At 50.3% G+C, this 20,364-nt stretch carries 21 protein-coding genes and 1 other annotated feature; of the genes, 10 read left to right on the plus strand and 11 right to left on the minus strand.

The features are described from left to right. Positions 1 to 47 precede the first annotated feature (47 nt). Complete coding sequence (sbcB, locus tag LH86_RS18820; protein WP_039306396.1) at positions 48 to 1,475, plus strand: exodeoxyribonuclease I; 1,428 nt, start codon at positions 48 to 50, stop codon at positions 1,473 to 1,475. 59 nt (positions 1,476 to 1,534) lie between these two features. Here sbcB and LH86_RS18825 read toward each other — a convergent pair whose 3' ends face one another. The 4 genes from LH86_RS18825 to LH86_RS18840 all read right to left on the minus strand — a co-directional run bounded on the left by LH86_RS18825 (position 1,535) and on the right by LH86_RS18840 (position 5,095). Then, the gene (locus tag LH86_RS18825) at positions 1,535 to 2,899 is read right to left on the minus strand and encodes an APC family permease (RefSeq protein WP_039295082.1); all 1,365 of its coding nucleotides are present in this window, start codon (positions 2,897 to 2,899) and stop codon (positions 1,535 to 1,537) included. A 154-nt stretch (positions 2,900 to 3,053) separates the two neighbouring features. Then, positions 3,054 to 3,290: a hypothetical protein gene (locus tag LH86_RS18830; RefSeq protein WP_039304562.1), complete on the minus strand. Its 237-nt coding sequence runs from the start codon at positions 3,288 to 3,290 to the stop codon at positions 3,054 to 3,056. Between the two features lie 36 nt (positions 3,291 to 3,326). Continuing rightward, complete coding sequence (locus LH86_RS18835; protein ID WP_008455025.1) at positions 3,327 to 4,241, minus strand: LysR substrate-binding domain-containing protein; 915 nt, start codon at positions 4,239 to 4,241, stop codon at positions 3,327 to 3,329. 26 nt (positions 4,242 to 4,267) lie between these two features. Further along, positions 4,268 to 5,095, minus strand: a complete 828-nt coding sequence (locus LH86_RS18840; protein WP_039304565.1) for an SDR family oxidoreductase — start codon at positions 5,093 to 5,095, stop codon at positions 4,268 to 4,270. Between the two features lie 200 nt (positions 5,096 to 5,295). Here LH86_RS18840 and hisL point away from each other — a divergent pair, with 200 nt between their 5' ends. From hisL to hisIE, 9 genes are all read left to right on the plus strand, one after another. Beyond that, positions 5,296 to 5,346, plus strand: a complete 51-nt coding sequence (gene hisL / locus LH86_RS22660) for a his operon leader peptide (RefSeq protein ID WP_126358378.1) — start codon at positions 5,296 to 5,298, stop codon at positions 5,344 to 5,346. Next, positions 5,322 to 5,444: a sequence feature (His leader region), on the plus strand. Its footprint overlaps the gene before it by 25 nt. 37 nt (positions 5,445 to 5,481) lie before the next feature. Continuing rightward, positions 5,482 to 6,381: an ATP phosphoribosyltransferase gene (gene hisG, locus LH86_RS18845; RefSeq protein ID WP_039304568.1), complete on the plus strand. Its 900-nt coding sequence runs from the start codon at positions 5,482 to 5,484 to the stop codon at positions 6,379 to 6,381. A gap of 4 nt (positions 6,382 to 6,385) precedes the next feature. Continuing rightward, entirely contained in the window at positions 6,386 to 7,693 is a 1,308-nt protein-coding gene (gene hisD, locus LH86_RS18850) for a histidinol dehydrogenase (RefSeq protein ID WP_039304570.1), read from the plus strand. Then, complete coding sequence (gene hisC, locus LH86_RS18855; protein ID WP_039304573.1) at positions 7,690 to 8,772, plus strand: histidinol-phosphate transaminase; 1,083 nt, start codon at positions 7,690 to 7,692, stop codon at positions 8,770 to 8,772. The genes hisD and hisC overlap by 4 nt, the downstream gene beginning before the upstream one ends. Then, on the plus strand, positions 8,769 to 9,836 hold the full coding sequence (gene hisB, locus LH86_RS18860; RefSeq protein ID WP_039304576.1) for a bifunctional histidinol-phosphatase/imidazoleglycerol-phosphate dehydratase HisB: 1,068 nt from the start codon (positions 8,769 to 8,771) through the stop codon (positions 9,834 to 9,836). The genes hisC and hisB overlap by 4 nt, the downstream gene beginning before the upstream one ends. Then, the gene (hisH, locus tag LH86_RS18865; protein ID WP_039304579.1) at positions 9,836 to 10,426 is read left to right on the plus strand and encodes an imidazole glycerol phosphate synthase subunit HisH; all 591 of its coding nucleotides are present in this window, start codon (positions 9,836 to 9,838) and stop codon (positions 10,424 to 10,426) included. Before hisB ends, hisH begins: the two co-directional genes overlap by 1 nt. Positions 10,427 to 10,429: 3 nt before the next feature. Then, positions 10,430 to 11,167 carry a 1-(5-phosphoribosyl)-5-[(5-phosphoribosylamino)methylideneamino]imidazole-4-carboxamide isomerase gene (hisA, locus tag LH86_RS18870; protein ID WP_039304582.1) on the plus strand — a complete coding sequence of 246 codons (738 nt, stop codon included), beginning with the start codon at positions 10,430 to 10,432 and terminating at the stop codon, positions 11,165 to 11,167. Next, positions 11,149 to 11,925: an imidazole glycerol phosphate synthase subunit HisF gene (gene hisF, locus LH86_RS18875; RefSeq protein WP_039304584.1), complete on the plus strand. Its 777-nt coding sequence runs from the start codon at positions 11,149 to 11,151 to the stop codon at positions 11,923 to 11,925. The genes hisA and hisF overlap by 19 nt, the downstream gene beginning before the upstream one ends. Beyond that, positions 11,919 to 12,530 (plus strand): bifunctional phosphoribosyl-AMP cyclohydrolase/phosphoribosyl-ATP diphosphatase HisIE, encoded by a 612-nt coding sequence (gene hisIE, locus LH86_RS18880; protein WP_039304587.1) that lies wholly within the window; start codon positions 11,919 to 11,921, stop codon positions 12,528 to 12,530. Before hisF ends, hisIE begins: the two co-directional genes overlap by 7 nt. 51 nt (positions 12,531 to 12,581) lie before the next feature. On the opposite strand, the gene wzzB is transcribed toward hisIE, so the two are convergent. The 7 genes from wzzB to LH86_RS18915 form a co-directional block, all read right to left on the minus strand. Then, complete coding sequence (gene wzzB / locus LH86_RS18885; RefSeq protein WP_039304590.1) at positions 12,582 to 13,577, minus strand: LPS O-antigen chain length determinant protein WzzB; 996 nt, start codon at positions 13,575 to 13,577, stop codon at positions 12,582 to 12,584. A gap of 241 nt (positions 13,578 to 13,818) precedes the next feature. Beyond that, positions 13,819 to 15,228: an NADP-dependent phosphogluconate dehydrogenase gene (gene gndA, locus LH86_RS18890; protein ID WP_039304593.1), complete on the minus strand. Its 1,410-nt coding sequence runs from the start codon at positions 15,226 to 15,228 to the stop codon at positions 13,819 to 13,821. Between the two features lie 170 nt (positions 15,229 to 15,398). Next, positions 15,399 to 16,109, minus strand: coding sequence for a glycosyltransferase (locus LH86_RS18895; protein ID WP_231562707.1), 711 nt, complete (start codon positions 16,107 to 16,109; stop codon positions 15,399 to 15,401). Positions 16,110 to 16,203: 94 nt separating this feature from the next. Beyond that, complete coding sequence (locus LH86_RS18900) at positions 16,204 to 17,217, minus strand: glycosyltransferase family 2 protein (RefSeq protein WP_039304599.1); 1,014 nt, start codon at positions 17,215 to 17,217, stop codon at positions 16,204 to 16,206. A gap of 32 nt (positions 17,218 to 17,249) precedes the next feature. Further along, positions 17,250 to 18,260, minus strand: coding sequence for an EpsG family protein (locus tag LH86_RS18905; protein WP_039304602.1), 1,011 nt, complete (start codon positions 18,258 to 18,260; stop codon positions 17,250 to 17,252). A gap of 6 nt (positions 18,261 to 18,266) precedes the next feature. Beyond that, the gene (locus LH86_RS18910) at positions 18,267 to 19,274 is read right to left on the minus strand and encodes a hypothetical protein (protein ID WP_039304605.1); all 1,008 of its coding nucleotides are present in this window, start codon (positions 19,272 to 19,274) and stop codon (positions 18,267 to 18,269) included. 61 nt (positions 19,275 to 19,335) lie between these two features. Beyond that, a complete protein-coding gene (locus tag LH86_RS18915) occupies positions 19,336 to 20,346 on the minus strand; it encodes a polysaccharide biosynthesis protein (protein ID WP_039304607.1) in 1,011 nt (336 codons plus the stop codon). Between the last annotated feature and the right edge of the window lie 18 nt (positions 20,347 to 20,364).

Consider the following 20,364-nt stretch of genomic DNA (forward strand, 5'->3'; position numbering starts at 1 on the left):
ATGGTTTACCATTGAGTCTGATGATAACTAGCTCAATGGTAACCTCTGTGTCTGATTCTGCCTCACTTGCTACCTTTCTGTTCCACGATTACGAAACCTTCGGCAAAAGCCCATCGCTGGACAGACCGGCCCAGTTTGCCGCGATTCGCACCGACAGCGAATTTAACGTTATTGGCGAACCGGAAGTGTTTTACTGCAAGCCTGCGGATGACTACCTGCCCCAGCCCGAAGCCGTGATGATCACCGGCATAACACCCCAGCTGGCGCTGGCGCGCGGTGAGAACGAAGCGGCCTTCGCGAAGCGTATTCACGACATCTTCACGGTGCCAAAGACCTGCGTAGTGGGCTACAACAACGTGCGCTTCGACGATGAAGTCACGCGGAATATCTTTTACCGTAACTTTTACGATCCGTATGCCTGGAGCTGGCAGAACGATAATTCCCGCTGGGATTTACTCGATGTGATGCGAGCCTGTTACGCCCTGCGCCCCGAAGGCATTGTCTGGCCGGAAAATGAGGACGGGCTGCCGAGCTTCCGCCTTGAGCACCTCACCAAAGCCAACGGCATTGAACACGCTAACGCGCACGATGCGATGTCAGACGTTTACGCCACCATCGCGATGGCTCAGCTGGTGAAAACCCGCCAGCCGCGCCTGTTTGAGTATCTCTACAGCCATCGCTCAAAGCAGAAGTTACAGACGCTGATTGATATCCCACAGATGAAGCCGCTGGTCCACGTGTCCGGCATGTTCGGCGCCCAGCGCGGTAATACCAGCTGGATTGCGCCGCTGGCCTGGCACCCGGACAACCGCAATGCGGTAATAATGGTCGACCTGGCCGGGGATATCTCGCCGCTGCTGGCGCTGGATGCCAACACCCTGCGTGAACGCCTGTACACGCCCAAAGCAGAACTGGGTGATAACGCGGCAGTGCCGATTAAGCTGGTGCACCTGAATAAATGCCCGGTTCTGGCCGTCGCCAATACGCTGCGCCCCGAAGATGCCGAACGCCTCGGTATTAATCGCCAGCAGTGCCTCGATAACCTGAAAGTGCTGCGCGAACACCCGGAAGTGCGTGAGAAGGTGGTGGCGCTGTTTGCCGAAGCCGAGCCATTTGTGCCGTCCGACAACGTCGATGCCCAGCTTTACAACGGCTTCTTCAGCGATGCAGACCGTGCAGCAATGCGCATCGTGCTGCAAACCGACCCGCAGAATCTGCCAGCGCTGGATATCACTTTTGCCGATAAACGTATTGAGAGGCTGCTGTTCAACTACCGCGCACGCAACTGGCCGGGCACGTTAAGTGAAGATGAGCAGACACGCTGGCTGCAGTATCGCCGGGACGTGCTTTCCCAGGAAGCCCTGCAGGCCTATGCCCTTGAGCTGGAGGCGCTGTATAACCAGCATGAAGGGGATAAAGAGAAAATGGCGCTGCTGAAAGCGCTGTTTGAATACGCGCAGTATCTGGTCGGTTAACTTCTTTGGCCCACAAAAAAGGCTCCCACAGGGAGCCTTTTCTATTTCACCGAAGTCGATTAAGCGGCGTCTTCGTTGTACTGAGGTACCGGGTTACGGAAGCTGCGGGTCACGCAGGCCAGATACACCAGGCCAATACCGCCCCAAATCAGGCCGAGGATCATCGAGCTTTCTTCCAGGTTGATCCACAGCGCGCCAACCGTCAGAGCGCCACACACTGGCAGAACCAGGTAGTTAAAGTGGTCTTTCAGCGTTTTATTGCGCTTTTCACGGATCCAGAACTGGGAGATAACCGACAGGTTCACGAAGGTGAACGCCACCAGCGCACCAAAGTTAATCAGCGCCGTGGCGGTGACCAGGTCGAAACGAATCGCTAACAGAGCAATGGCCCCAACCAGCAGCACGTTCCATGCCGGGGTACGCCATTTCGGATGAATGTAACCGAAGAAGCGAGTCGGGAACACGCCGTCACGCCCCATCACGTACATCAGGCGAGAAACACCCGCATGTGCAGCCATACCTGAAGCCAGAACGGTCACGCTGGAGAAGATCAGCACGCCCCACTGGAAAGTTTTACCGGCCACATACAGCATGATTTCAGGCTGAGATGCGTCTGGATCTTTAAAGCGAGAAATGTCCGGGAAGTATAGTTGCAGGAAGTAAGAAGCAACAATAAATACCATCCCACCAATTAAAGCAGTCAGGAAGATTGCTTTTGGAATCACGCGCTCGGCATCTTTTGTCTCTTCAGACAGAGAAGATATCCCATCAAAGCCCAGGAACGAGAAGCACAGGATAGTTGCACCGGTAATCATCGGCACAACGTGTGCGTCACCGGACCAGAACGGGCGAGAACTCGCCAGCGTTGCTGCGCCTTCACCGTGATAAACCCCATAAACAATCATGCCGACGATGACGGAGACGATCCCCATCTGCAGCACCACAATCAGGGTGTTGAAATTAGCTACTGTTTTGATGCTGCGCAGGTTAGAGATGGTCATAAAGGCCACCAGTGCAACAACAAATATCCACGACGGCACGCTTGGCACCAGCGCTTCAAAGTAAATTTTTGCCAGCAGAATGTTGATCATCGGCATGAACAGATAGTCCAGCAGCGACGACCAGCCAACCATGAACCCAACGGTAGGGTTGATAGATTTCTGTGCGTAGGTATAGGCGGAGCCCGCAGACGGGAAACGACGCACCAGCTTGCCGTAGCTCAGCGCGGTGAACAGAATCGCCACCAGAGCAAAGGCATAAGCCGTCGGCACATGGCCATCGGTCATCCCGGAAACAATACCGAAAGTATCAAACAAGGTCATCGGCTGCATGTAGGCAAGGCCCATCATGACTACCGGAACCAGCGTCAGGGTCTTACGCAGACCTGGGCGGGTGTTTGCACCTGCGGTGACGTTAAGCGACATGGTTGTTTCCCTCAGTGGAGAAAGCCTGCGCAAAAGCAAAAATCTGCCCCATCTTAATTTCCTCGGCGACACGACTGTCGTTTTTTAAAAGCTAGTATCTATCCGGTACGAAGCCCGGCCTCTTGGTTTTTTTGGCAAATGCCGTTTGTCTGACTTAATTGATTGCAAAAAAATAACCGACGTCTCTTAAACGTCGGTTAGTTTTCTCTTTTGCAGGCCGCGTATTTTGCACCATACGAAGGCACAATGACAAGATGTTAAAGCCATCTTTGGCAATTTCTTTTTCAGCACCTGGCGGAAGTAAAATCTCCCACATCCAGCACGGCAGAAGAAGATAATCCCGTTTCGGCACATCGCTGCCATAACGCACTGCCTGACTGCCATTCAACATAGCCAGGTTAGTAAAATCCCGCCAGTCGAAAAGGCACTATTTTTCTACTGGCATATATACCTGGGCAATATGCGGGTCGGCGACGATTTTTTCTCGCCACCATTCGCTGGCAAGCCCGGCCGTTTGCTCATTCCAGCCTATCCAAACCGGTACATAAGGCACCTGCCCCGCAACCTGTTTTTCCACCAGCGCACCGCTCTCAATATAGCGCTGTGCCATATAGCGCGGCATATACCCGCAACCAATGCCGCTGATTTGCAGCTCGAGCTTGGTTTTGAAATCAAACACGGTGATCGCCTCCTGCTCTTCAAGCAAATGCAGCGCCCTGGCGGACTCGATTCTGGAGGTGTCTCCGACTACCACCGCCCGGGACTGCTTAACTAGCCGTCTGGGCAGTGGCTCCTCCGCCTTCGCCAGCGAATGATGTGGGGCGACAACAAAGACGATCTCCAGCCGCCCCAGAAGCGTAAAGCCAAAACCGCTCAGCGAAGGCGGCTCGCTCATCGCCCCGACAATAATGTCTGCCCGTCCTTCCGTGAGCGCTTCCCACGAGCCGCCAAGCACATCGTTGATAAATTTTAGCCGCGTTACGCTGTAACTTTGATAGAACGCCTCGATTAATGGCGTCAGTAGGGAAAAGGGAAAGGCATTGTCCACGCCGATGGTGAGCTCGTGTTCCCAGCCCTGCTGGAGTTTGATCGCCTGCTTTTCCAGCTCGCGCACCGAATGCAGAATTTCCCGGCCTTTTTCCAGCAAGAGTTGGCCAGTTCGCGTAAAGCGCGCCCGGTGGCCGCTGCGGTCGAGAATTTGAATATTGAGGTCGCTCTCCAGCTTTTGCACGCTGTAGCTCAGCGCCGAGGGAGTTTTAAAGAGTTTTGCCGCCGCCGCAGCAAAACTCCCTTCTTTATCCAGCGCATCGAGAATGATCAGGACCTCAAGCAAAGGTTTCATACTCACTCCCGGATGTGCGGCTGAATTTACTGCATAGGCATAAGCAGCGGATTAGGATATTGATAGTCGAAGCCTAGCTCATTACAGATGCGGCTGCCGTCAATCAGCTTACCGTGGCCGGTTGCTGCCTCTTTACGGAACGTCGGAGCCTCAAGGCCAATTTGCCGGGCCATAAGCGAATAGAACTCTTCCCGCGTTGGGTGGGCCGGAGCACAAAGATTATAGACGCGCCCGCCTTTCGGTGCCTGAAGCAGCAGCGTGATGGCCGAAATCACATCTTCCAGATGCACGAGGTTTACGCCGTGCTGCCCGTTTGCCACGTCCGTTTTCCCCGCCAGAAAACGCCCTGGATGACGTTCCGGCCCCACCAGCCCTGCGAGACGGAGGATATCCACGGACGTGCCCGGCAGTTTGTGCAGCCAGTCTTCAAGCTCTTTAAGTACCTTGCCGCTGGCGGTGACGGGTTTAAGCGGGGACGTCTCTTTTACGTTGCCCTCGCCTTCCCCATACACGGAGGTCGAGCTGGTAAAGATAATGCGCGGCACGGAATGCGCCAGCGCGCTGTCGACAATTTCCTGCACTGCCTGCAGATAAAAATCATCACCTTCACCGCTGCGTCGGGCGGGCAGCGTCACCACTAACGCGTCGACATTCAGCAGCGCTTCCAGGTCCTCACTGTCGCAAACCAGTTCCGGCTGCAGATGCAGCTGATAACTTTCGATCCCGCACATGCGGGCTGCTTCTACGCCATCCAGCGTTGTTTTGCTGCCGGTGACCTGATAACCGCGCGCTGACAATGAGAGCGCCAGCGGCATTCCCAACCACCCCAACCCGACTATTGCGACCCTTTTCATGCCTTGTCTCCTGACCTTGCAGCATTATCTTCTGACGAGTGAATTTAGCTCTCCGTTAAGGCTACGCCACCCGGGCAGAACTGACAATTCCCTCAGTCTTACAGAATATTAATCAACGAGGAAAAAACCCCTTGCGCTCGGTGCGTCATCTGGTTTACGTTAATTGGCACATAATGAATAGTCATTCATACGAGAATTTTATGACACGCGCTCAGTTTAAAAACCACCATCATCACCATCACCCTGACTAGTCTTTCAGGCGATTGGTGCTGGGAGACGAAAAGATCTTCCAGTGGTGCGTGAACGCGAGAAAAAGCCCCCGGAAGATATCTTCCGGGGGCTTTTTTATTGGGCGTCAGACAGGAATTGATAAGGGGTAACTACCGATGACCGACAACAACCGTTTACGCATAGCTATGCAGAAATCTGGCCGTCTTAGCGATGATTCACGCGAATTACTCGCCCGCTGCGGCATAAAAATCAACCTGCACACCCAACGCCTGATTGCACTGGCCGAAAATATGCCAATCGACATCCTGCGCGTGCGTGATGACGATATTCCAGGGTTAGTGATGGACGGCGTAGTGGACCTCGGTATCATCGGTGAAAACGTCCTCGAAGAAGAATTGCTCACGCGCCGCGCCCAGGGTGAAGATCCGCGTTATTACACGCTGCGTCGCCTGGACTTTGGCGGCTGCCGCCTGTCGCTGGCTACCGCCGTGGACGAACCGTGGGATGGCCCGGCCAGCCTCAACAACAAACGCATTGCGACCTCTTACCCGCACCTGCTGAAGCGCTACCTCGACCAGAAAGGCGTGCAGTTTAAATCCTGCCTGCTGAACGGCTCGGTGGAAGTGGCCCCGCGTGCCGGTCTGGCCGATGCCATCTGCGACCTGGTGTCTACCGGCGCAACGCTTGAAGCCAACGGCCTGCGTGAAGTCGAAGTCATCTACCGCTCCAAAGCCTGCCTGATCCAGCGTGACGGCGAAATGCCAGAGGCCAAGCAGCAGCTGATCGACAAACTGCTGACCCGTATCCAGGGCGTGATTCAGGCTCGTGAATCCAAGTACATCATGATGCACGCCCCAACCGAACGTCTGGATGAAGTGATTGCCCTGCTGCCGGGCGCCGAGCGCCCAACCATTCTGCCGCTGGCCGGCGACCAGCAGCGCGTGGCGATGCACATGGTGAGCAGCGAGACGCTGTTCTGGGAAACCATGGAAAAACTGAAGGCGCTGGGTGCCAGCTCCATTCTGGTGCTGCCGATTGAGAAGATGATGGAGTGATGTGATGAGCAACTTCAACACGCTGATTAACTGGAACGACTGCGACGAAGCCGCTCGCCGCGCGCTGCTAATGCGCCCGGCCATCTCCGCTTCGGACAGCATCACCCGCACCGTGGCGGAGATCCTGAACAACGTTAAAAGCAACGGCGATGCCGCCCTGCGTGAATACAGCGCGAAGTTCGATAAAACTGAAGTGAAGCAGTTGCAGGTCACTCAGCAACAAATCGATGAAGCCGTGGCGAGACTTGGCAGTGAAATTAAAGAGGCGATGGCCGTGGCCGTTGCTAACATCGAGAAGTTCCACCTGGCGCAGCAGCTTGCCCCGATAGATGTGGAAACCATGCCCGGCGTGCGCTGCCAGCAGGTCACGCGTCCGGTGGCCTCAGTTGGCCTGTATATTCCAGGCGGCTCCGCCCCGCTGTTCTCCACCGTGCTGATGCTGGCCACGCCTGCCCGTATCGCGGGCTGCAAAAAAGTGGTGCTTTGCTCCCCGCCGCCGATTGCCGACGAGATCCTTTACGCGGCCCAGCTCTGCGGCGTGCAGGAAGTGTTTCAGGTCGGCGGTGCCCAGGCTATCGCAGCTTTGGCGCTCGGCACAGAAAGCATTCCTAAAGTGGACAAGATTTTTGGGCCAGGCAACGCCTTCGTCACCGAAGCAAAGCGCCAGGTCAGCCAGCGTCTCGACGGCGCGGCCATTGATATGCCTGCTGGCCCATCGGAAGTGCTGGTAATCGCCGACAGCGGTGCCACGCCTGACTTTGTCGCCTCCGACCTGCTTTCTCAGGCGGAACACGGCCCGGATTCTCAGGTCGTTCTGCTCACCCCGGACAGCGTTATGGCCGAGGCCGTAGCCGATGCCGTCGAGCGTCAACTTGCTGCCCTGCCGCGCGCAGAAACCGCCCGCAAAGCACTGGAAAGCAGCCGCTTAATTGTTGCCCGTGATTTAGCGCAGTGCATTGAGATCTCTAACCAATACGGCCCTGAGCATCTGATCATTCAGACCCGCAACGCCCGTGAACTGGTGGACGATATTACTAGCGCAGGCTCGGTATTTCTGGGCGACTGGTCGCCAGAATCCGCCGGGGATTATGCTTCCGGGACGAATCACGTGCTGCCGACCTACGGTTACACCTCCACCTGCTCAAGCCTCGGGCTGGCGGACTTCCAGAAGCGCATGACCGTGCAGGAGCTGTCTCCGCAAGGTTTTGCTTCTCTGGCAAAAACCATTGAAACCCTGGCCGCCGCCGAGCAACTGACCGCCCACAAAAACGCCGTTACCCTACGCGTCGCCGCCCTGAAGGAGCAAGCATGAGCATCGAAGAGTTAGCCCGCGCCAACGTTCGCGCCCTGACCCCTTATCAGTCCGCCCGCCGCCTGGGCGGGAACGGCGACGTCTGGCTGAACGCCAACGAATATCCGACGCCGGTAGAGTTCCAGTTAACCGCGCAGACGCTGAATCGCTACCCGGAATGCCAGCCAAAGCAGGTCATCGCCAACTACGCCAACTATGCGGGCGTGAAGCCTGAGCAGGTTTTGGTAAGCCGCGGCGCGGATGAAGGTATCGAACTGCTGATTCGCGCATTCTGTGAACCGGGCAAAGATGCGATTCTCTATTGCCCGCCGACCTACGGCATGTACACCGTCAGTGCCGAAACCTTTGGCGTCGAGTGTCGTACAGTAGCCACACTGGATAACTGGCAACTGGATCTTCCGGCAATTGCCGAAAACCTCGACGGCGTAAAAGTCATTTATGTTTGCAGCCCCAACAACCCGACCGGCCAGCTGATTAATCCGCAGGATCTGCGCGTACTGCTGGAAATGACCCGCGATAAAGCGCTGGTGGTTGCCGATGAAGCCTATATCGAGTTTTGCCCTCAGGCGACGCTGGCAGGCTGGCTGAAAGAATATCCAAACCTGGTCGTGCTGCGGACTCTCTCTAAGGCGTTTGCGCTGGCAGGCCTGCGCTGCGGCTTTACGCTGGCGAATGAGGAAGTGATTAACCTGCTGCTGAAAGTCATCGCCCCTTACCCGCTTTCGACACCGGTGGCTGATATCGCGGCCCAGGCGCTAAGCCCGCAGGGCATCAACGCAATGCGTGAGCGCGTTGCCGAAGTGCTCCTTAACCGCCAGTACCTGATTAATGAGCTGAAAAGCGTGCCTTGCGTTGAGCAGGTTTTCGACAGCGAAACAAACTACATCATCGCCAGAATTACCGCCTCCAGCGCAGTCTTTAAATCGCTGTGGGATCAGGGCATTATCTTACGTGACCAGAATAAACAACCGACGTTAAGCGGCTGCCTGCGCATCAGCATCGGCACGCGCGAAGAGTGCCAGCGCGCCATTGAGGCGCTGCGTCAGCAACCCGGCCTGCAGGCCACGGAGAGCAAATGAGCCAGAAAGTACTTTTTATTGACCGCGACGGGACTCTGATTTCCGAACCACCGAGCGATTATCAGGTCGACCGCATGGATAAACTCGCCTTTGAACCGGCCGTTATCCCGGCTCTGCTGCAGCTGCAAAAGGCGGGTTACCGCCTGGTGATGATCACTAACCAGGACGGCCTGGGTACCGCCAGCTTCCCGCAGGCCGATTTCGACGGCCCGCACAACCTGATGATGCAGGTGCTAACCTCACAGGACATTATTTTTGATGAGGTGCTGATTTGCCCTCACCTGCCGGCGGACAACTGCGACTGCCGCAAGCCAAAGCTGGCGCTGGTTACCGGTTATCTGCAAGACGGCGTGCTGGATAAAGCCAATAGCTATGTGATTGGCGACCGCGCCACGGACATTGAGCTGGCCGAAAATATGGGCATTCAGGGGCTGCGCTACAACAGCGATGGCCTGGACTGGAAGCAAATCGCCGAGAAACTCACTAAGCGCGATCGCTACGCTCACGTGGAGCGCAACACCAAAGAAACGCAGATTGACGTGAAAGTGTGGCTGGATCGTGAAGGCGGCAGCAAGATCGCCACCGGCGTCGGTTTCTTTGATCACATGCTGGACCAGATCTGTACCCACGGCGGATTCCGCATGGAGATCGCCGTGAAAGGTGATTTATACATCGACGATCACCACACCGTAGAAGATACCGGCCTGGCGCTGGGCGAAGCGCTGAAGCTGGCGCTGGGCGACAAGCGTGGCATCACCCGCTTTGGTTTTGTGCTGCCGATGGACGAATGCCTCGCCCGCTGCGCGCTGGATATCTCCGGCCGCCCGCACCTCGAATATAAAGCCGAGTTCAACTACCAGCGCGTGGGCGATCTCAGCACCGAGATGGTGGAGCACTTCTTCCGCTCACTTTCTTACACTATGGGCGTGACACTGCACCTGAAAACCAAAGGCAAGAACGATCACCACCGCGTGGAGAGCCTGTTTAAAGTCTTTGGCCGCACCCTGCGCCAGGCGATTCGCGTAGAGGGCGACACGCTCCCCTCCTCGAAAGGAGTGCTCTGATGAATGTGGTGATCCTCGACACGGGCTGCGCCAACCTGCATTCGGTGAAATCGGCCATTCAGCGCCACGGCTATGAGCCGCTGGTCAGCCGTGACCCGGACGTGGTGCTGCGCGCCGATAAGCTTTTTCTGCCGGGCGTAGGTACCGCCCAGGCGGCCATGAACCAAATCATCGAGCGCGATTTGGTGGAGTTAATTAAAGCCTGTACCCAGCCCGTGCTGGGTATTTGCCTGGGGATGCAGCTTCTCGGCAGCCGTAGCGACGAAAGCCACGGCGTTGAAATGCTGGACATTATCGACCAGCCGGTATTGCAGATGAAAGACTTCGGTCTGCCACTGCCGCACATGGGCTGGAACCGGGTTTACCCGAAGGCGGGCGATCGCCTGTTCCGTGGCATTGAAGACGGGGCGTATTTCTATTTCGTTCACAGCTATGCGATGCCGGTCTGCGAAAACACCATCGCCCAGGCAAACTACGGTGAAGCCTTCACCGCGGCGGTGCAAAAAGATAATTTCTGGGGCGTTCAGTTTCACCCCGAACGTTCCGGTGCAGCTGGGGCTCAGCTGCTGAAAAACTTTCTGGAGATGTAGACGATGATCATTCCGGCTCTTGATTTAATTGACGGCAAAGTGGTGCGTCTCCATCAGGGAGATTACGGCCAGCAGCGTGATTACGGCAGCGATCCGCTTCCACGTTTACAGGATTACCAGGCCCAGGGCGCTGAGGTGCTGCACCTCGTTGACCTGACCGGGGCTAAAGATCCTGCGGCCCGCCAAATTCCTCTGCTGCAAAAACTGCTGGCTGGCGTGAGCGTGCCGGTTCAGGTTGGCGGCGGCGTGCGTACAGAGCAGGACGTTGAGGCCCTGTTGGAAGCGGGTGCCACTCGCGTGGTGGTTGGCTCCACCGCGGTGAAATCCCCGGCGCTGGTACAAAGCTGGTTTAAACGCTTTGGCGCCGACGCCCTGGTGCTGGCGCTGGACGTGCGCATTGATGCCGAAGGTAACAAGCAGGTCGCGGTAAGCGGCTGGCAGGAAACCTCCGGCACCACGCTGGAACAGCTTGTCGATGAGTTCCTGCCGTTTGGCCTGAAGCATGTGCTGTGCACCGACATTTCCCGCGACGGCACGCTGGCAGGCTCAAACGTAGAGCTATATCAGGAAGTGTGCGCGCGCTTCCCGCAGGTCGCCTTTCAGGCTTCCGGCGGCATTGGCGGCCTGGATGATATTGCCGCCCTGCGCGGCAGCGGCGTGAAAGGGGTGATTGTTGGGCGCGCGCTTCTGGAAGGTAAATTTAACGTGAAGGAGGCGATTTCATGCTGGCAAAACGGATAATCCCTTGCCTGGACGTGCGTGACGGCCAGGTGGTGAAAGGCGTGCAGTTTCGCAATCACGAAATCATCGGCGACATCGTGCCGCTGGCGCAGCGCTATGCCCAGGAAGGCGCCGACGAACTGGTGTTTTATGATATCACCGCCTCAAGCGATGGCCGCGTGGTAGACAAAAGCTGGGTGACCCGCGTGGCGGAAGTGATCGATATTCCTTTCTGCGTGGCCGGCGGGATTAAATCCGTTGAGGATGCCGCGCAGATCCTGTCGTTCGGCGCGGATAAGATTTCCATTAACTCCCCTGCTCTGGCAGATCCTGAGCTTATCACTCGCCTGGCGGATCGCTTTGGCGTGCAGTGCATCGTGGTCGGCATTGATACCTGGTTTGACGCTGAAACAGGCAAATACCACGTGAATCAGTACACCGGCGATGAAAGCCGCACCCGCGTAACACAGTGGGAAACGCTGGATTGGGTGCAAGAAGTACAGAAGCGCGGCGCCGGGGAAATCGTCCTGAATATGATGAACCAGGATGGCGTGCGTAACGGATACGACCTGACGCAGCTGAAGAAAGTGCGTGAAGTCTGCCACGTGCCGCTTATCGCCTCCGGTGGCGCAGGCACCATGGAACACTTCCATGAGGCCTTCCGTGATGCGGACGTTGACGGCGCTCTGGCGGCTTCCGTGTTCCATAAGCAAATTATCAATATTGGCGAACTGAAGGCGTTTCTGGTTCAGCAAGGTGTGGAGATTCGAGTGTGTTAACAGAACAACAGCTAGCCCAGCTGGACTGGGAAAAAACCGATGGCCTGATGCCGGTTATCGTTCAGCACGCGGTGTCCGGCGAAGTCCTGATGCTCGGCTATATGAACCAGGACGCGCTGGCGAAAACGCTGGAAAGCGGCAAAGTGACCTTCTTCTCGCGCACCAAACAGCGCCTGTGGACTAAAGGGGAAACGTCAGGCCATTTCCTGAACGTGGTACGTATTGCGCCAGACTGCGATAACGACACGCTGCTGGTGCTGGTGAACCCCATCGGCCCAACCTGCCACCTCGGCACCTCAAGCTGCTTCGGTGAAGCGCACCACGACTGGCTTTTCCTGTTTGAACTTGAACAGTTGCTGGCCTCGCGGAAAACGGCCGATCCGGCCAGTTCCTATACCGCGAAGCTGTACGCCAGCGGCACCAAGCGTATTGCGCAGAAAGTGGGTGAAGAAGGCGTGGAAACCGCGCTGGCGGCAACCGTGAACGATCGTCACGAGCTGACCAACGAAGCTTCTGATTTGATGTATCACCTGCTGGTGCTGCTGCAGGATCAGGATTTGGACTTGAGTACGGTGATTGAGAATTTACGGGCACGGCATAAATAAGCCCGGGAACAGATGTAAAAAAGGCCGCTAATGCGGCCTTTTTTTTCTGGCTTACACCGCTGGTTTATGGTTACGCAGCGCGTTACGTCCCAGGACATAACCTGAACCTACAATAATACCCAGCAAGGCAGCCAACACGAGCGTCAGACCTTTTTTCGGACCGTCTTTGTGCACGGGTAAAGTCGGCTTCATGACATAACGGAATGCATACGTTGTTTCCGGAGTCGATTTCAGCTCACTCACCGCAAGAAGCGCCTGACGGGCATTATAGTAAGAGTTGTCTAAGGGCAGCGGACGGGAAGATTCATTCTTAATCATCGAAGAAAGCGCTTCACTTCCGAGAACAAAGAGGGTGTCCTGAGAAAGTGTTTCAGCCTGAGAAACCACGGGTTTAGTGATATTGGACTGTTGAGCCACCACCAGTGCCTGATTCAGCTCATCCAGACGTTTTTGCTGCTTCTCTTTAGCCACTTTTTCTTTTGTTGTTAACTGTTCTTTAAGATCGCCTATTTTGGCATCAATAGAAATTTTAAGATCACTATCCAGTTCGGTAACGATGCGCTTGTTGATCTGTTGAAGATACGTATTCAGAGTCTGCTGCGCCTGTTGAGCAGAATTAGCAACATAACTGATTTTAAGCGGCAGTGGAGTCTCTTTGTTTGCCGCTTGAATCATCAATGTTTCAGGCTTGTCCTGATTTTCAAGCTGACCAGCAAGCGCGTTCATCGCAGAGTTAAATCGGCCGAAGAAAGTCTGTTGAACAGCCTGATTGGTAGGCGCGTTCTCCGGTGTCTGGCTATAAAGCACTGTAAACGCGTTGGTGTAGTTTGCTATCTGCCCTGGATCAGGCAGTGTCACTATCGCTTCAGACGTCCATTTTTCCTTTGCCACCGCCAAATAGGCAACGCCAATTAAAATAGCTAAAACTGTTACGACAGCAATCGTGATTTTACCACGCCACAACTGCATAAAAACATCAATTAAATCAATACTTTCCTGTTGATTGCTGGTGTGTTCTTTCGCCACATTTGAGTCAGCTCGATTCATGATTGCCTTTGAAAAAAATAAAAAAATAATGAGAGCAGCTACGTATATTCATCAGTTCTATAGTATAGAAAGATAATGAGCAAAAGACCTTAATGATTTGTAAGGAAAAGATCGGAATATGCTGAAATAACAATGCATCTCACGAAACATCCTCGATCTCAAAATGTGATGTTTAATATTTAAACAGTCATCAAATGTAAAAAAGGCCCTAAAAGGGCCTTTTATCAGACAGTCAAAAGAATCAGTCAAGCCACTCGGTGTGGAAGACGCCTTCTTTGTCTGTACGCTTATAGGTGTGTGCACCGAAGTAATCACGCTGAGCCTGAATCAGGTTAGCTGGCAGCACGGCGGCACGGTAACTATCGTAGTAAGCGATAGCAGCAGAGAATGTAGGGGTTGGGATACCGTTCTGCACAGCGTAAGAGATCACATCACGCAGGGCCTGCTGGTAATCGTCGGCAATCTTCTTGAAGTAAGGCGCCAGCAGCAGGTTAGCAATAGCCGGGGTCTCAGCATAAGCATCGGTGATTTTCTGCAGGAACTGCGCGCGAATAATGCAGCCCGCACGGAAAATCTTCGCGATCTCACCGTAGTTCAGGTCCCAGTTGTTCTCTTCAGATGCGGCACGCAGCTGGGAGAAGCCCTGAGCATAAGATACGATTTTACCCAGGTACAGTGCGCGACGAACTTTCTCGCTGAACTCAGCTTTGTCACCGGTGAATGGCTTAGCCTGCGGGCCACTCAGCACTTTAGATGCCGCCACACGCTGCTCTTTCAGAGAAGAGATATAACGTGCAAACACGGATTCGGTGATCAGAGACAGCGGCTCACCAAGATCCAGGGAGCTTTGGCTGGTCCATTTACCGGTGCCTTTGTTAGCGGCTTCATCCAGAATGACGTCGACCAGGTATTTCCCATCTTCATCTTTCTTGGTGAAGATGTCTTTAGTGATGTCGATCAGGTAGCTGCTCAGCTCACCTTTGTTCCACTCGGTGAACGTTTCGGCCAGTTCTTCGTTAGACAGATCTAAACCGTGCTTCAGCAGAGAATAAGCTTCTGCGATCAGCTGCATGTCACCATATTCGATGCCGTTATGAACCATTTTAACGTAGTGACCGGCACCGTCAGGCCCGATGTAAGTTACGCATGGTTCGCCGTCTTCAGCAACCGCAGCAATTTTGGTCAGAATTGGGGCAACCAGCTCGTAAGCGTCTTTCTGGCCGCCAGGCATGATAGATGGGCCTTTGAGGGCGCCCTCTTCACCGCCGGAAACGCCGGTGCCGATGAAGTTGAAGCCTTCAGCCGACAGGTCGCGGTTACGGCGAATGGTGTCCTGGAAGAAGGTGTTCCCGCCATCGATGATGATGTCGCCTTTATCGAGATAAGGCTTCAGGGAGTCGATGGCAGCATCGGTGCCAGCGCCAGCCTGCACCATTAGCAGGATACGACGCGGGGTTTCCAGGGATTCAACGAACTCTTTTACGGTGTAGTAAGGAACCAGCTTCTTACCAGGGTTCTCTGCGACGACTTCTTCGGTCTTCTCACGGGAGCGGTTGAATACGGAAACGGTATAACCACGGCTTTCAATGTTTAGCGCCAGATTGCGCCCCATCACTGCCATACCCACAACGCCGATCTGCTGTTTGGACATTACATACTCCTGTCAGGTGTGCTCACCGCGCCCTACACGCGGCTTGAAATGTGGCCCTGATGTTAACCCATGTTTAAGACCTACAGATAGCGGAAGATGCCTTAATCGCACATAACTTTCATATTCCACATATTTAGTCTGGGTAGAATCCTAATAATAATAGCTATCGCCTATAGGATTGATTTTGTTCTGATACCTGCTTTACTCAATAGCAGAAACATCAAAGCACTTTTTATATGCCAATAAAAATGTTTACTAAAAATCTTACGATTCTGATGTTTTGCCAGATGTACTGCACTGATTGTCGGCAAATATGTTAAGCCATAACCTTGCTTATTAGCACGATAGCAAATATCAATATCTTCGCAGTACATGAAGAATTTTTCATCAAAACCACGAAGCTTTTTATAGACATCAGTTCTAAATGCTAAAAAAGAACCGGCGGCCCAATCAACTTTAGAAACATCAAGGCATTCTTTTATTAGCGAATTATTACCCAACCCCATAAACGACTTCGCAAACGTGGTGAAAGTTGGGAATTTACGAATGGAAAAATCACGAATCGTTCTTTCGTTGTTTTTGTACAAAGAGATCGCGGCAAATGGGATCGAATTATTACTCATGCAATCAATCAGTTGTTGTATATCCTCTGGCGAGGCTACTACATCAGGATTGAATGTAATGAAAAAATCATCATCTGCAATATTAAATTGCTCTTCACAATACTTAAAAACTATATTGTTATTTTTACCGAAACCACAGCCGTACGCGTCATTTATAAGATGAATGCTATGTTGATCACAATAACGTTGTAACAACTGAGCCTCACCCTCATAATTATTTTTCAACACGACCACAAAGTGTTTCGCAAGAATTGACAAGCAATCCAATTCCGTGATTAAAGACGCATGCTTATGCGAAACAACAGATAAGAAAACCCTCATTTTTATCCCTTCACTCTCTTATGGAACAATTTTATCTACCAGGGTTATATAAGCCTAATTTTGTAGATAATTTCGCCATACTAAAAAGAACCAATGGCACACGGCATAATAACGCCATTATTTTCTGTTTGACACTTAAAAGACTAATAACCTTTTTATCTTTCAGATAATTTTTCAAACCTATATCTGTTGTTAAATCCACTTTTCGCTTAAATCCATCATAATCATCAGAACAAAACGAAATAATGATGAGAAGATACGTTAAGTGTCGAACAACAAATGCGTTAAAAACAATTTCATACTGACTGAAAATATCTTTTTCCTGCATGAAAAATTTTAACTTATCTATGGTTAACAGGCTATCTTTTAAATTATCAGAAGTGATATTCCTTGATGTGCTGCCGCTGCGTATCAATGCATGATACAATATTTTATTAATGAAAGCTGTTTTCTTAGAATAATAACCAATTATTCTTGAGTATATAATATCTTCGTTTTTTCTCAACGAAGGGAATTCGATATTGTTGCTCACTAAAAAACATCTGCGGTATGCTTTATTGCAGGGTGAAGAAAGTATATCCCTGTCTAACATGGCTGATATAAAAATATCATCTCCTGACATTGTTGGCAGACTATATCGAGCAGACTGATGTCGTGGCCGATTGTTTTCATCAACAAAATCAATGAGGAAATTCACAAAATCACAATCTGGTGTACTATTAATGGCTTCATTAATATTTTTCAATGCATCGCTTTCAATGAAATCATCACTATCAACATAAAGTATAAAATCATTTTTAGCCTTAGCTAATCCAAAGTTTCTGGCAACCCCCTGCCCTTCATTGTTTTTAGTGTAAGCATTAAAACGTGAATCTTTTTTTTCATATCCCTGACAAAGAGCAAATGTCTCATCCTGAGATCCATCATCAACCAAAATAACCTCAAAGTTATTATAGTTTTGGTCCTGTAAACTCTTAATACAGCGCTCAAGGAAAAGGGCCGAATTGTATAGCGGAACAATAATTGTGAATGAATTATTTATCACAAACGTCTCCTGTGTTTTTCAGTACAACAATGCTAACTGGCATCCCAATAATAATGGTATGGCATAAATGGAGACGGTCCGTTTCCGTACTCATCAGCCATATTACGGTATCTTCCAGTAAAACACAGTAAACTTATAAAGAAGAGCACCAGAACTGCCTGCAATCTAAAATATATAAACTCCGGCAATTTGCAAAACAAGACAAGAATTACTACAAACTGAATTCTCATCCCCATATAAGTATAACGTGACATTATAAACGACAGAAGCTCAGCACCACAGAGCAAAGCCACAAAGAAAAAGGCAGACTGCTTTCTTGCGGAGACAACAACCAATCCGACAGTGAGTATAAATATTAATAGTGGCATCACCCCAGAAAGGGCGCCAGGAGACTCAATAGTGGAATATTGAGCCAGTTTTAAAAGAACCCTATCTTTAAAGAAATAAATAAACAGACCAGTAATAGCAGCAATAACAACCAAGGCTTTTGTATTTAAATATCGTAGATAATTGGCAAACATTAAAGCTATGACAACAATCGATGATATATGGAACGATATGGCAAGTGCGACCAATAGCAAGAACTTTATATTGTTTTTCTTCTGCTGTTGATCGTAAGCTAAAAGTGCGAATGAGTAAGCTATTCCATACCGCAATCCATTCATGTACATATCAAAAAAGAATAATGGAATAATAAGTAATGTATAAACGAATACACGTTCTTTACTATTCCCAAAAAACAATCCAAAGTTGATGAGCATTAACAAAGACAGAATCTTTGTAATAACCAGCCCATCACTTGTAAACATTAAAAGGAATTTTGTTGCAATATAAAAGCCGATTTCTACCGAAGCATCAACGCCATGTTCAATGAGACCGATTATATCAATATAAGATTGTGTATCAGTCCCTGTATGCCCACGCAGTAATACTATTGCCAGAGGAATTGCTGTAATTAAAAAATAGAGTCTGCTGGGTTTTAATATATTCCTGAAAAACAGCAGGGAAAGAATAGAGTAAACATATCCAATTATATATATCATCACGGTTCAGCCATTTTTTAAAAAATCGGTAAAACCACTTTTGGCGTGTTTTTTAACTGTAATCGTTGCTGCACTAACTAATGAGAGCATTCTCTTATATTTTTTAAGAATATTGCTCACATGATAATCAGATAGTCCTTCAACATCACTTTTAGTAAATTGTTTCGCCATCAGATATTGTCTCTCACCTGCCAGGAAAGACAGATACCAGATGTAATCAGAGCGATATGATAACGTTGCGACCTCTGATAATGTCTCGTCATCTAAATAGGCATTCGTATGCGCATGAGAAGCAAAGGAGTCATGGCCATCTTTTATTGCTGTGTAGGCACTTGCACTTCTTGGCGCAGAACCAGGGATTATTGCGTTACTTATTTCAGAATAAAAACTTATCTTATGCTGTTGTAAATAGCCGGCAGAATATGAATCCGGCGCAAATGGACCAAAATCAAAACCTTCAACAATAGAGTTCGAAAAAATACAATGGTAGAAAGAAGGTATGATATTAAACTGCGGCCCATCAAACTTATTGATGCCTTTAAAAATATTTTTCTTTATGATTGCATGCGTTGCCTGGACTAACCGATTATTTTTTCTTACTTCAAAGTCACATGTTACTGAACCGCGCCGTGATTTAAATCCATTCCAATACACAAGATTTTCGAACAACGGCCGGAACACATCTATGTTTTTAACTTCCAACTGAGTGCATATATCCAACGCTGCAGGCGTGATAAAATCATCATCCCCAATAAAGGTAGAATAGCCCTCTTTGTTTTTCACATAGTTAATACCTCGATTGAAGTTAGCAGAAACTGAAATTTGCCTATCGTCATTATCATAAATCCAATCAGATGCTTTACAAATGCTAGCGACATCATGATTAATATGCAAAGAGTTATCCAGAACAATAATCTTTATATTTGTCTCAGATGAAAAAACTTCACTGAGTATTTTCATCTGAGTCAGAAGTGTTTCTGCGTTATTTTTAGACGGGATTAATACATAAAGCATAGTATGTTCCGATAATTATAATTTTGCTTATGGCCTGAATAGGCCACAAGCTCTGGAAACATTAATTTGAGATTTCTTCCTGAACATACTTCAGCGTGAGTAAGAGCTCTTTAATTTCTTCAACATTTAAACGCTCTGTATTATGAGAAGTATAATCATCAACATTGTTGGCTTCTGGTTTCCCATCGATGATAAACTTATCGTAGTTTAGATCACGGTTGTCTGCCGGCACTCGATAATATTTACCCATATCTTCTGCTTTAGCCATTTCCTCACGTGAAACAAGTGTCTCGTAAAGTTTTTCGCCGTGACGAGTGCCAATAATTTTAGTGTTATAAGGTAATTTCAGCAGTTCGCCAATTGCTGTTGCCAAATCTTCAACGGTACTGGCCGGTGCTTTCTGCACAAAAATATCACCCTGCTGGCCATTTTTAAATGCATGTAAAACCAAGTCCACAGAATCCTCAAGAGACATAAGGAAACGAGTCATCTTCGGATCGGTAATTGTCATTGGCATTGAAGTTTTAATTTTTTCAATAAACAATGGAATAACGGAACCCCGGGAGGCCATAACGTTGCCGTAACGAGTGGCGCACATAATGGGTCCATCTTCACCAATGGTTCTTGATTTTGCAACGAGTACTTTCTCAGCCATTGCTTTCGAAATACCCATAGCATTAATTGGATATACAGCTTTATCGGTACTTAACAAAACAACTTTTTTAACGTTATTTTGAATCGCCGCATTCAGAACGTTTTCAGTACCAATGACGTTAGTCTTAACGGCTTCCATCGGATAAAACTCACACGAAGGAACCTGTTTTAAAGCCGCAGCGTGGAAAACATAATCCACACCCTTCATTGCCTGGCTGATAGAATCATAGCAACGCGTATCACCAATATAGAACTTAATCTTTGGATTATTCAACGCGATACGCATATCTTCTTGTTTTTTTTCATCTCGGCTAAAGACAATAATTTCTTTAACATCTGTATTTAAAAAGCGGTTCAGCACCGTGTTACCAAAGGACCCTGTACCACCAGTTATCATCAGTTTTTTATCTTTAAACATAACTATTTCAACTCACTT

Source organism: Cedecea neteri (assembly GCF_000758325.1).
Classification (GTDB): Bacteria; Pseudomonadota; Gammaproteobacteria; order Enterobacterales; family Enterobacteriaceae; genus Cedecea; species Cedecea neteri_B.

Bases quoted from the DNA above. Each gene is read 5' to 3' on its own strand.
- hisA (WP_039304582.1), top strand. From the start codon at position 10,430: ATGATCATTCCGGCTCTTGATTTAATTGACGGCAAAGTGGTGCGTCTC.
- hisB (WP_039304576.1), top strand. From the start codon at position 8,769: ATGAGCCAGAAAGTACTTTTTATTGACCGCGACGGGACTCTGATTTCC.
- LH86_RS18825 (WP_039295082.1), bottom strand. From the start codon at position 2,899: ATGTCGCTTAACGTCACCGCAGGTGCAAACACCCGCCCAGGTCTGCGT.
- LH86_RS18830 (WP_039304562.1), bottom strand. From the start codon at position 3,290: ATGTTGAATGGCAGTCAGGCAGTGCGTTATGGCAGCGATGTGCCGAAA.
- wzzB (WP_039304590.1), bottom strand. From the start codon at position 13,577: ATGAATCGAGCTGACTCAAATGTGGCGAAAGAACACACCAGCAATCAA.
- LH86_RS18840 (WP_039304565.1), bottom strand. From the start codon at position 5,095: ATGAAAAGGGTCGCAATAGTCGGGTTGGGGTGGTTGGGAATGCCGCTG.
- hisF (WP_039304584.1), top strand. From the start codon at position 11,149: ATGCTGGCAAAACGGATAATCCCTTGCCTGGACGTGCGTGACGGCCAG.
- gndA (WP_039304593.1), bottom strand. From the start codon at position 15,228: ATGTCCAAACAGCAGATCGGCGTTGTGGGTATGGCAGTGATGGGGCGC.
- LH86_RS18835 (WP_008455025.1), bottom strand. From the start codon at position 4,241: ATGAAACCTTTGCTTGAGGTCCTGATCATTCTCGATGCGCTGGATAAA.
- hisD (WP_039304570.1), top strand. From the start codon at position 6,386: ATGAGCAACTTCAACACGCTGATTAACTGGAACGACTGCGACGAAGCC.
- LH86_RS18905 (WP_039304602.1), bottom strand. From the start codon at position 18,260: ATGATATATATAATTGGATATGTTTACTCTATTCTTTCCCTGCTGTTT.
- hisG (WP_039304568.1), top strand. From the start codon at position 5,482: ATGACCGACAACAACCGTTTACGCATAGCTATGCAGAAATCTGGCCGT.
- LH86_RS18910 (WP_039304605.1), bottom strand. From the start codon at position 19,274: ATGCTTTATGTATTAATCCCGTCTAAAAATAACGCAGAAACACTTCTG.
- hisH (WP_039304579.1), top strand. From the start codon at position 9,836: ATGAATGTGGTGATCCTCGACACGGGCTGCGCCAACCTGCATTCGGTG.
- LH86_RS18915 (WP_039304607.1), bottom strand. From the start codon at position 20,346: ATGTTTAAAGATAAAAAACTGATGATAACTGGTGGTACAGGGTCCTTT.
- hisC (WP_039304573.1), top strand. From the start codon at position 7,690: ATGAGCATCGAAGAGTTAGCCCGCGCCAACGTTCGCGCCCTGACCCCT.